This is a genomic window from Clostridium zhoujianii (genome assembly GCF_051590805.1).
GTDB lineage: Bacteria > Bacillota > Clostridia > Clostridiales > Clostridiaceae > Clostridium.
In genome coordinates, this window is sequence record NZ_JBPUTF010000001.1 from 2,364,792 (window position 1) to 2,377,050 (window position 12,259).

The 12,259-nt window shown below is 30.1% G+C and carries 10 protein-coding genes; 1 reads left to right on the forward strand and 9 read right to left on the reverse strand.

Annotated features, from left to right (window positions below):
- Nucleotides 1–9: 9 nt before the first annotated feature.
- From hrcA to gpr, 6 genes are all read right to left on the reverse strand, one after another.
- Nucleotides 10–1,041, reverse strand: coding sequence for a heat-inducible transcriptional repressor HrcA (gene hrcA, locus ACSYT2_RS11140; protein ID WP_430855287.1), 1,032 nt, complete (start codon nt 1,039–1,041; stop codon nt 10–12).
- Between the two features lie 174 nt (nt 1,042–1,215).
- Nucleotides 1,216–2,340: a radical SAM family heme chaperone HemW gene (gene hemW / locus ACSYT2_RS11145; RefSeq protein WP_430855288.1), complete on the reverse strand. Its 1,125-nt coding sequence runs from the start codon at nt 2,338–2,340 to the stop codon at nt 1,216–1,218.
- 53 nt (nt 2,341–2,393) lie between these two features.
- Nucleotides 2,394–2,831, reverse strand: a complete 438-nt coding sequence (locus ACSYT2_RS11150; RefSeq protein WP_438384786.1) for a hypothetical protein — start codon at nt 2,829–2,831, stop codon at nt 2,394–2,396.
- A 135-nt stretch (nt 2,832–2,966) separates the two neighbouring features.
- Nucleotides 2,967–4,772, reverse strand: a complete 1,806-nt coding sequence (gene lepA, locus ACSYT2_RS11155) for a translation elongation factor 4 (protein WP_430855290.1) — start codon at nt 4,770–4,772, stop codon at nt 2,967–2,969.
- 158 nt (nt 4,773–4,930) lie between these two features.
- Nucleotides 4,931–5,296 carry a sporulation-related protein NgaS gene (locus tag ACSYT2_RS11160; RefSeq protein ID WP_430855764.1) on the reverse strand — a complete coding sequence of 122 codons (366 nt, stop codon included), beginning with the start codon at nt 5,294–5,296 and terminating at the stop codon, nt 4,931–4,933.
- A gap of 142 nt (nt 5,297–5,438) precedes the next feature.
- Entirely contained in the window at nt 5,439–6,413 is a 975-nt protein-coding gene (gpr, locus tag ACSYT2_RS11165) for a GPR endopeptidase (protein WP_430855291.1), read from the reverse strand.
- 173 nt (nt 6,414–6,586) lie between these two features.
- Between gpr and rpsT the strand changes: the two genes are divergently transcribed.
- The gene (rpsT, locus tag ACSYT2_RS11170) at nt 6,587–6,850 is read left to right on the forward strand and encodes a 30S ribosomal protein S20 (protein WP_430855292.1); all 264 of its coding nucleotides are present in this window, start codon (nt 6,587–6,589) and stop codon (nt 6,848–6,850) included.
- Nucleotides 6,851–6,948: 98 nt separating this feature from the next.
- Here the strand turns inward: rpsT and holA are convergent, their stop codons facing one another.
- Genes holA through ACSYT2_RS11185 form a run of 3 tightly spaced genes read right to left on the reverse strand, consistent with a single transcriptional unit; the run spans nt 6,949 to nt 12,241 of the window.
- Nucleotides 6,949–7,986: a DNA polymerase III subunit delta gene (gene holA / locus ACSYT2_RS11175; RefSeq protein WP_438384787.1), complete on the reverse strand. Its 1,038-nt coding sequence runs from the start codon at nt 7,984–7,986 to the stop codon at nt 6,949–6,951.
- Between the two features lie 29 nt (nt 7,987–8,015).
- Complete coding sequence (locus ACSYT2_RS11180; RefSeq protein ID WP_438384788.1) at nt 8,016–9,719, reverse strand: ComEC/Rec2 family competence protein; 1,704 nt, start codon at nt 9,717–9,719, stop codon at nt 8,016–8,018.
- 20 nt (nt 9,720–9,739) lie between these two features.
- On the reverse strand, nt 9,740–12,241 hold the full coding sequence (locus tag ACSYT2_RS11185; RefSeq protein WP_438384789.1) for a P-type ATPase actuator domain-containing protein: 2,502 nt from the start codon (nt 12,239–12,241) through the stop codon (nt 9,740–9,742).
- Nucleotides 12,242–12,259: the final 18 nt, after the last annotated feature.

The window sequence follows — 12,259 nt, forward strand, 5'->3', positions numbered from 1 at the left end:
TATTTTTTGTTATTCTAAACCTTGACCTTTCAAGGTGTCATTTAGCTCTTTCATAACCTGAGCCATAATAGCTATAACCCTGGAATAATTAATTCTTCTAGGTCCTATTAGTCCAATAGTTCCAATAGATCTATTGCCTAATGAGTATTCTGCAGATATTACACTACAGTTTTTGGCTTCAGGTATATAATTTTCATCACCAATTTTTATAGTTAAATCTCCATGGGGTTCTATTAATTCAACTACACAATCCTTATTATAGAGAAGATTTAATATTTCCTTAGCATTTTCAATATCATTATACTCAGGATAATTAAATATATTTGTAGTACCCTCCATAAATATTTCAGACGTATCCTCATCCTTTAGAGTTTCGTAGAGCACAGGCACTATGGCTGTAAATAAATCATCATACCCCTTAAGATCACTTTTAAGATTATTGATAACCTCTAAATTAATCTCTTCTATTGTAAGATTTCTAAGTCTTTTATTAATAACCTTATTAATCTTTTGAATTTCGTCATTAGATGGCATTTTATCTAATTTAATTCGATGATTTTTTATCAGTCCATTATCAGTAATTACTATAGATATAAGATTATGTTCATCTACACTAACTAGCTGTACTGATTTTATAAAACTCTTCTTAACAGAAGGTGTTTGAACTATACATGTTAAGTTAGTTAGTTCTGAAAGCAATGCACTAGCTTGCTTTACAATTTTATCAACCTCCAACATAGCACAGTCTATAATATATTTCTTTATTTGTAGCTCTTCCTCTATTGATACTTTAGACTTTTCCATTAAATTATCTACATATAGTCTATAGCCCTTGCTAGAAGGTACTCTTCCTGCTGAAGTATGAGGTTGCTCTAAATATCCCATGTCTTCTAAATCAGACATTTCATTTCTTATAGTTGCAGAACCTACACCTAAATCATATTTTTTTGCTATTGTTCTTGAGCCTACTGGTTCCCCAGTGTTTATATAATCATTTATAATAGCTTCAAGTATTTTTATCTTTCTATCATCAATAGCCATAACCTCACCTCATTCTTGTTAGCACTCACTAACATCGAGTGCTAATGACTATATTCTAATAGTAGTATTTCTTCTTTTCTTTGTCAATTCTTATTAAATTTATTTTTCCTCTATTTACAGCAACTTAGTGAGATTAAATAATATTATCTCTAGTTTTCTTCACTTTCCTATGGCTTATATTATCATATCACTCATCACAACATTTGATAGTTCTATTCCTTCAGCAGACAAATATATTCTTCCACTCTTTCTTATTAATAATCCCTTCTTAATATTTCCTTCAATGACATTCTCATATACTGAATCAATATTTATTCCAAATCGCCTTTTAAATTCAGCTTCACTTATTCCCTCTGTCATTCTTAAACCCATAAACATAAATTCTTCCATATTATCTTTCTCTGAATTATCCACTTCTTCTTCTATTACACTTTCATTTCTATTACTTCTTTCAATGTATTCCCTTAAATCATCTATATTTTTTATTCTCTTATTATTTACATATGAACTAGATGATGCACCTACTCCAATATACTCCTCACACTTCCAATAAACTTCATTATGTACACACTCTCGATTATTCTTTGCATAATTAGAAATTTCGTATTGATGATAGCCATTTGCTAATAGTAACTCCCTTCCTTTATGATACATTTCTCTCTCTTCCTCTTCTGAAGGTAAAGATAGTAAATTTTTATTATACATGCTGTAAAATGGCGTTCCTTCTTCAATAATTAGACTATATGCTGAAATATGTTCTGGCTCTAACTCAATAACTTCTTGTAAGCTACTCACCCAATCTTCAACAGATTGATTAGGAAGTCCAAACATCATATCAACATTTATATTATTGAAGCCTACCTCTCTCGCTAGTTCATAGTTTCTTTTAAACTCTTCATATGAATGTATTCTACCAATTGACTTTAATAAACTTGGTTTTGTAGTCTGCAAACCAAAACTTAGTCTATTAATCCCGCCAATTTTCATAATCTCAAACTTTTCTTTACTTACTGTTCCTGGATTACATTCAATTGACTTTTCTGCTCCTTCTTTAAAATCAATCTTTTGAATAGTATCCATTAATTTTTTCAAAGTATTCTCTGTTAAATATGATGGTGTTCCTCCACCTATAAACATACTCTTTATCTTATAATCTCTACACTTATCTATTATTTCTTTATTTAATGCATCTACATATTCTTCCATAAGATCATCTTTTCGTGCATATGATGGAAAATCGCAATAAAAACACTTTTGCTTACAAAATGGAATATGTATATATAATGATATTTCTTTCATTTTTTTCTCCTTAAATTAAAAATAGGAAGCATTAATTGCCCCCTATTTCTTTATTATAATAAAGCCTCTGCTTCATCCTTTAATAATTGTATTTTATTATCTGCCTCTACTACTGAGAAGTCATATATTTCTTTGAAATTAAAGAAATAGTTTGCAAATGCAATCTTTTTATCTCTTCTAATATCAAGATTAACAGCAATCTTATCTAAAAAATCTATTTCTTTCTCTCCATATTCCCCATCAACTAAAGCTAGACCAACTAATTCGAAATAAATTATTGACTTTTTTCTATTTGTTAAAGACTTTAATTCATTAATTATCTCATCATACTTTAATGAACCAACATTTTCTTCCCCTATATTCAGCTCTTCTAAGTATTCTTTGATTAATTCTTTTTCTTCTTTAGCGAAAACCTCATCAATATTTGCAAATTGATTTACTAAGTTTATAAATGCAACTGCTTCCTTCTCATTTAATTCATTTAAAAACATCTTGTCTCCTCCTTTTATAACATAGTTATATTATTCAGATATAACACATTAATTATAACCTATTCCCTTAATATTTTATAGGATAAATTTCCTCTATAATAAAAGAACCACTGCTTTTATACAGTGGTTCTTTTATTAATCTACCTTAAGAACTGCCATGAATGCTTCTTGTGGTACCTCTACTGATCCTACTTGTCTCATTCTCTTCTTACCTTCTTTTTGTTTTTCAAGAAGTTTCTTCTTTCTTGAAATATCTCCACCATAACACTTAGCAAGTACGTCTTTTCTCATAGCTTTAACTGTTTCTCTAGCTATTACCTTTGATCCTACTGCTGCTTGTATTGGTACTTCGAACATTTGTCTCGGAATTATTTCTTTAAGCTTTTCTGCTATTCCTCTTCCCTTATGATAAGCCCTTTCACTTGGAACTATCATTGATAAAGCATCAACAACATCTCCATTTAGTAATATATCAAGCTTAACAAGTTCAGTTCTAGTATATCCTTTATATTCATAGTCTAATGATGCATAGCCTCTTGTTCTTGATTTTAATGTATCAAAGAAATCATAAACTATTTCATTCAATGGCATATCATAATTAATAACTGCTCTAGTTTCCTCCATATATTGCATATCAATATATGTTCCTCTTCTTTCTTGGCAAAGCTCCATTACCGCTCCCACATATTCTGTTGGAGTTATAATTGATGCCTTAACTACAGGTTCTTCCATATAGGCTATTTCTGTAGGTTCTGGAAGATTAGTTGGATTAGTAATATCTATGACCTCTCCATCTGTTTTCGCAACCTTGTATATAACTGAAGGTGCTGTAGTTATAATGTCTAAATTAAATTCTCTTTCGATTCTTTCTTGGATAATTTCCATATGTAGTAATCCAAGGAATCCACATCTAAATCCGAAGCCTAATGCTATAGATGTTTCAGGCTCAAAGTTTAATGCTGCATCATTTATTTGTAGCTTTTCTAAAGCTTCTTTAAGTTCATCATACTTTGCTCCATCAACCGGATAAATACCTGAGTATACCATTGGTATAGCTGGTTTGTATCCTGGGAAGGCCTCTTTAGTTGGTCTCGCTGCTTCTGTTATAGTATCACCAACTCTAGCATCTCTAACGTTCTTTATTGAACCAGTTATATATCCAACATCTCCGGCACTTAATTGGTCTATAGGTAATAATTTCGGAGTAAATACCCCTACCTCAACTACTTCATATACTTTATTTGTTGCCATTAACTTTATCTTTGTTCCTGGCTTAACAACCCCATCTTTAATTCTTACATAGGATACTACTCCCTTATAGCTATCGTAATAAGAATCGAATATTAGAGCTTTTAATGGTGCTTCTTCATCTCCATCTGGCGATGGTAATCTTTCTATTATCTCTTCAAGTACTTGATCTATATTTAATCCAGTTTTTGCAGATATCATTGGTGCGCTTTCCGCTTCTATTCCTATAACATCTTCGATTTCTCTTTTTACCTCTTCTGCTCTAGCAGATGGTAAATCCACTTTATTTATGACAGGTGCAATCTCTAAGTCATTGTCTAATGCTAAGTAACAGTTAGCTAATGTTTGTGCTTGAATACCTTGAGTAGCATCTACTACTAGTAATGCACCCTCACAAGCTGCTAAGCTTCTTGAAACTTCATAAGTGAAATCTACGTGTCCTGGAGTATCTATTAGATTTAGGATATACTCTTCCCCATTAGCTCTCTTGTATACAAGTCTAGCTGCCTGAGATTTGATTGTTATCCCTCTTTCTTTTTCAAGCTCCATATTATCAAGAACTTGTGAGTCCATCTCTCTTTGCGTTAAAGTCCCAGTTGCTTCTAATAATCTATCTGCTAATGTTGACTTACCATGGTCTATATGTGCTACGATTGAAAAATTTCTTATATGCTCTCTTCTATTACTATTCATATATTAAAACTGTCTTTATAATGACAGTCATTTCACCCCCATTTTAAGAAATCAGCTAAATTATATCACAAAGTACTCACCTACTGTCAACAAAAAAGTAACTGAGCCATTTCTCGGCAATTCTTTTCATATATAAATAACCTTTATAAAGTCTTTTTCTACCTATTATTGATTTCCGTAGTAATGTCATCAATACCTTCTTTTATACCCACAAAAAAATTACCCACCTTGGAAAATACAAATTTTACCCCACTTACTAATTCAGATTCATCTTTAATTCTAAAATCTTTATCTCCAACTCTAACAAGAGTTTCTGTTGATTTATCAACATATATTTTTACTGGAGAATTATCTCTTATAAACCTTGAGAAATCCTCTCCAAATTCTTCATTAACCATTTCATAATTGTCCTTTGTATTACCTAAAGGGGATAATGCCCTTGTATTTATTATGTTTATTTTAATCATTCCTATACCTACAGTAAAAAAAATGATCATCACAGATATTATTTTTAATACTTTCATTTTCTTCAAAAAAACACCCCCAAGAATTTGACTATCTTAAAGGATGCTCATTTTTTTATAATTTATACATAGTCCTAGATATTTTCACTTCTACTATAAACACTATGGATCTACTATCCCATTTCAATCCCTATTACAAATCCTAATTTAAGAACTTATTTATATCTTCCATTGTCATATTAGGTTGTATTGCTATATTTATACCATTTGCGATTATTTTAGCTAGTGAATCAATCATTAAATCAATCTCCTTTGGAGTTACAACTAAGTCACCTACATATGGATTAAGAACTTCTTTTATTAATGCACTTTTTTCTGCCTTATCAACCTTCTTTAGCATATTATAAAATTCTTTTCCCTCTTCTGATTGTCTTATTAAATCATCTAATACTAAATCAATAGTATCATTTGCAATGGTTGCAGCATCAACAACAGTTGGAACTCCTATTGCCACAACTTTAACTCCAAGGCTCTCTTCATTAATTTTCATTCTATTATTTCCAACACCAGCACCTGGTGATATTCCTGTATCACTTATTTGAATAGTCCTATTAACTCTCTCTATTTTTCTTGATGCTAATGCATCAATACAAATTACTAAATCTGGTTTTATTTTATCAACTAATGATTTTATTATCTCCCCAGTTTCAATCCCAGTAATCCCTAAGACTCCAGGTGCAATTGCTGCTACCGGTGCAACACTATCATCAATAGCATCAGGCATTACAGCTTTTAAATGTCTTGTTACCATTATTTTTTCTGCAACCTTTGGGCCTAATGCATCAGGCGTTACTTTTCTATTACCTAACCCAACAACTAGCGCTGTCATATCTTCTGTCATTCCTACAAGGTTCTTCAAGGTCTTTCCTAAAGTTTTAGAAACATCATCCATCAAACCACCATCATAGGCTGTAAACTCTGGAATTTCTAAAGTTATATAGTTTCCAACAGGTTTCCCTACTTTATTTGCCCCCTCCTCATTTGTTATTCTAACTGTTGTGACTAATGTCCCTTCATCCTCAAATTCTTCAACTACTACCCCTTGTGCTTCCTCCTTATTCTCCTCCTTATACATATCTCTAGCTTCAATTGCTAAGTCTGTTCTAACGTTAATCATATTTCCACCTCACATCAATAATACTCTCATTTTTATTTTTCCGTTTTACATAAATTTAATACTTGAATCTCTTAACTTTCAATGCTATAATATGGTGTGTTGAATACGACTCGTACGCAGATTTCCCCAAAAACTGCAGAGACCCTATAAAATTTAGAGGGGGTGAATTAGGAATGGCAAACATTAAATCAGCAAAGAAGAGAATCAAAGTTACTGAAACTAAAACTGCTCAAAACAGAATGGTTAAGTCAGCTTTAAAGACTGCTATAAAGAAGTTTGAAACTGCTGTAACAGCAAACAGCGCTGAAGAAGCTAACACTTTATTCGTTAAGGCTGCTAGAGCTTTAGACATGGCTGCTCAAAAAGGAGTAGTTCACAAGAATATGGCTGCTAGAAAGAAGTCAAGATTAGCTGCAAAGTTAAAAGCTATGGCTTAGTTGTATAAACCGACCTCTGTAGGTCGGTTATTTACTTTTCAGGGCATATTTTATATTTTAGTAAATATAAAAATAAGATGTAGCTATAGCTACATCTTTTATTGTTTTTTAATCATCAATGTATTTAATAATAATAATTCAAGTTCCATAGTCTTATCTATCCCTGTAGATTTAAGCCTACCTTCTGTTTCAATACATAGCTTCATTAACCCTTCAAGTTGTCTTAATGAAAATTTTGAACTTAGATTCATAAGTTTTTCACAAACAAAGGCTGGAACTCTCAATTCTGACACAAAATCATCTACCTTTTTTCCTTGTTGCATCCCAACTTTTATTCCATATAATTTCTTAAATTGATTTTCTATAGATGTGATTATAAGCATATGTTGATCTGCTCTAAATAATAATTCATTCATTATATCTATAGCTTTCTCTATTTTTCTTTGAGATATTAAATCTATTAAATCAAATATATCCTCCTCACTTTTAGCAGGAATAAGTTTATCTATATCTTCTCTTTTTATTTCTCTACCATTTGTATACGATATAAGCTTTTCTATTTCTCTTTTTATAATATCAAAATTATTTTGTACTCTCTCACAGAAATATCTTAGTTCAACCTTACCTATATTCTGTCCCTTTTCCTTAAATATATCTTCTACCTTTTTAATAAATCTATCTCTCTTTAATTTATCGAAATGAACAATAGTAGTTATTTTATCTAATGACATAAGTTTTTTATTTTTCTTTGGAGTTTCTCTCTTATCTCCAAACAAGTAATACATTATTAAAAGTGTATATGGTGGAACATCTTTTAAATATTCCTTCACTTCATTAAAAAGCTTTACTCCAGAACTATCAGCCTTGTCTTTTAAAAAGTTAGCTCTATATACTAGAACCACCTTTTTTTCTCCCATAAAAGGCATAGTCTCACAAGCATTCATAATATCATCCATAGTTGTATTCAACCCATCTAACTTTATATAATTTAAATCCCCAAGGCCATCATCTATATATGGCTTGGATAACAACTTTATCCCATCCTTTATAAGCTCTTCATCTGATCCACAAAGGATATATGAATTTTTTATAGACTTATTCTTTACATCCTTCTCAAATATATCATAAGTAATCAAGTTAATCCGCCTTTCATCCCTAAAAGTATTCAATATAAAAGAACTCTATTATTTCTAATAAAAAAGCCTTTTTTCTTTCCTTCAACAAAATTAATTATATCATATTTATCCTCTATCTTACCCTTCTTATTAAGCCTTAATAAATATTCTTTATCATTTAAACGAAGGATAAAATCCTTATCCAATGCCTCTATTTTTATCTCATCTTTTATAGATATATTTTTTCCTTCCCTATATCCTTCACTTGCTAATGTTGTCTTCTTAAGTCGCTCCATATCAATATTTCTTTTATTACTTACAATCTTTCTATCTCCTTTATAAGATATTAAGATTCCGCCTTCCCGTAAATAATCAACTCTAACTATAGGGCTATAAATATATATACTAACAATTATTATCGATATAATGGGCAATATAATAAATTTCTTATGTCCTTTCATAATAAAATAAATACTAATGATAGCACTTACATAAATTATCACCATATTCTCATTTACTATAAAGGAACTAGATGATATTTTATACATATAATCCATAACTCTATCCAAAAAATATATTATTTTTATCATTATATAACTAATAAAATCAAATAAGTTAGGTATTAAGAAAGCTATTAACAATAAATTTCCTAATAACACTAAAATATTCAGTATAGGAATTAACAATACATTCCCTATAATAAACGTAAGGGAAAATTCGCCAAATGCCACCATCATAACAGGTAAGGTTAACACCTGTGCACCTAGAGATATTCCTATAGTCTCTCTAATATATTTAGGTAACTTGTAAAGCTTATAATTTATTGAATTTGATAATAGAATAATTCCTAATGTGGCTAAAAAAGAGAGTATACACCCAATTTGAAACATAGCATAAGGTTTAATTAATATTATTATTGCTCCACTTAAAGCTAACCCCCCCAAAGGATTATACTTTTTCCGTGCCCCAAAAGCTAAGGTTATACAATATATCATTATTAAGGCTCTTATTGATGAAAATGGCGCACCGGTAAGTAACACATATAGGGTGGTTACTCCCAATGATAAACCTTTATTAAATAATTTATTTAATATTGAAAATATAAGAGCTACATGTAATCCTGATACACTTATAGCATGGATTATACCAAAACTCTGCATATCCTCTTTATCTTCAGTATCTAAGTAATCTGAATATCCAAAGGATAATGAGGTCACAAGCCCAGCCTTCCTCATCCCAATATTTTCTTTTAGCTTTATGAAAATTTTTTTTCTTATATCATATAATATACTAATAATATCAGAACTTAACTTTTTTCCATTTATTATGTTTATAGTTCCTAGTATTCCCTTCTCTTTATCAACTTTTGCTATAAGCTCTCCATATATAAATGCCCTTTCTCCTAAACCTATATTTAAGCTATCTCCTTCAATATAAAATCTCTTACCATTGAATTCTCCTATTCTATAGTAACCTTTATCCTCTGTAACCCTTAACTTACCACTAAAATTCTCTGTAGATTCCACTTTATAATAACTATGATTTATAAATATACCTAAAATAAAAAACATAGATATTAAGAAAGTAAAAGAACTATTAGTATAAATTAATATACCTATAAAAAAGAGGCTAGCAGAGGATACTGCTAACCACCAATAATCATTGTATAGCCCATAACATATTGAGCTAAGTATCAAGGATAAGGATATATAAATAATTGGCATTTTAACCTGTTCTATATCTTTAATACTCATGGATGATTCACCTCACCCCTTTATCCTTGCCACCTTTTCATTATTAATTCAATAATTATATAACTTACTAATATTCCAATTAATTTTACCACCTGGAATGTACTAAATAGTAGTGAATTTATTGACACCAAGATTCCAGCAGAAATAATCCAAATGAATATTGTTGTTAAAAATAATAGTGCTTCTATTGAAAGACCTTTAAATTTTATCTTAGAAGATAGTAATGTATATTCAATAAAAATCCCACCTAAAGTTAATAATATAACTTCAGCATATCTGCCATCAACACCATATATAGCTCCTAAAGTTAAAAGTGACCATAAAATTGTTCTAACTATATATTTTTTTCTTTTAAACTCTTCTCCATCAACTCTAAGAAGGACTAAAGAAATAGGAGGTGCTAATAGAATATTTATTATTGCTAAGGGAATCATTTCAATTTCACCTGAACTATTTATTAGTGGAAATATATTTATTATGACTATTTCAGATATAGCTAATGCTATTAAGGTAGATATAGATTTGGTAGCTCTTTCTTGAAATTTTTTAGATATATCAAATATACTTATGAATCCTCTTAAATAATTCTCCTTTATAAAAATATCAGATACCTTCTTAACTATTTCAGGGGCTTTTCCCTTACCAATTCCTACTTTAGATAGGCTTAATGAGGCTAAGTCACCTAAGGTTTCTCCCGAAGCTGCAACTGAGTAATTATCTTTAGTGAATAGCCCAACTATTCTTCCCTTAATCTCAGGGTTTACTCTTGAGAATACTCTTACTTTAGATAGTGTGTCTATTAATTCCTCTCTATTCATTGAATCTAATTCCACCCCAGATATAACACCTGCACTGTTTGAGATTAATCCAGCTTTTTTTCCTATAGTTGTAGCTGTAATCTTATTATCCTCAGTGAATAAAATCGGTAATATTCCTCTACTCTTTATATCAGTGATTTGCTCTTTAATATTCTCATTAAGTGGATTTTCTAATCCAACTATTCCTACAAACACTAGATTACTCTCTATATTCTCAGATACAGATGGATTGTAACTAAAACTTCTATATGCCGCAGCTTGAGTAGCTAACCCCTCTAGTGAAAAATTAAAATCTATGTCCTTTATCCTCTGAATATCTTCCTCGCTAATTTCCTTTTCTAATCCATCTATCATAATGTGAGTACATCGTTCCAATATAGTATCAACATTTCCTTTTACATTTGCCCTACATCCTTTTTTTGATTTATTTAATGTAGTCAAAATTCTCTTATCCGAATCCATTGGAATTTCAAATACCCTCTTAAACTTAGAATCTAGAACGGATTTATAGGCTAACTTTTTAGCTGCAAAACTTAGATAAGCAATCTCTGATAAATCTCCGCTACCACTATCATCTTTAACATTATAAACAGCATTATTAGATAGTAATAATATATCTATTAACCTTTTAATATTTATGTCCTTATTATAGTTAACATTCTTATCTTCATATAGAACATTATTTGAGTATATCTTTCTTACTACCATCTTCTCTTTAGTAATTGATCCTATCTTATCTAAAAACAAAATTTCAATGTCATTAATTAAATCAACTGTAGAAATATTTATTAATTCTATTCCTTCTTTCAATAGATCCTTCTTCATGAATTTAACATATAACAGTACTACAGCCCCAATAGGAAAAACTTGAATAGAAAATAAGGATAATTCTAGATTTTCTAACCCTTGGCTATAGTTATTAAATATAAAGAAAAATCCTATTGCTACAATAGATAGTGTTATCATAATTCTTCCTAGTGGCTTTTCTAACTTTGAATCTAGTGTATGCTTACTATTGTTCGCATAAACTAACATTGCCAATAGTCTTCCTAACTGAGTTGAATTACCTGTTTCTATTACAATGCCTGCCCCTGCACCTTCCTTAATAACTGAACCCTTAAATAATATATTTTTCATCTCAGTAATTGCTGATATATTTCCATCAATCTTACTTTCAAACTTATCCTTTAAGAAACTCTCTCCAGTAATATTTTTTTCATCAACTTTTATATCCTTGGCCTCTATTATTCTTATATCTGCTGCAATAAGTGATCCTTTACTAAATAGAACTATATCTCCCTTTACTAACTCTTCTGCCTTTATTATTTTTTCTTTTCCATCCCTAATAACTGTTATAGTTGCATAATTTATATTCTGTAAAAAGCCTACTTCTTTTTGTCTTTTATAAACATGTACTAATTTAATAGAAGCATTTACTAATATCATTGCTAGAGTTATAATTCCCATAATATATTCTTGTCTATAAAATAAAAATGATATTACAGCAATGCTTACAAATAAATATAAGCTTAAAAATAACTTTATATATGTACTAACTTTACTATTTCCTTTTGGTAAGTAAATTTTATTATCTCCATAGGCTTTCCTTCTTTGATCGCACTCGGATTCACTTAGTCCTTTATATATGTCGCTTGCAAGAATCTCTACTATAGTCTTCCAAGAATTATTGCAGTACTTCTCCAAAGATCCTTCCTCCATTCC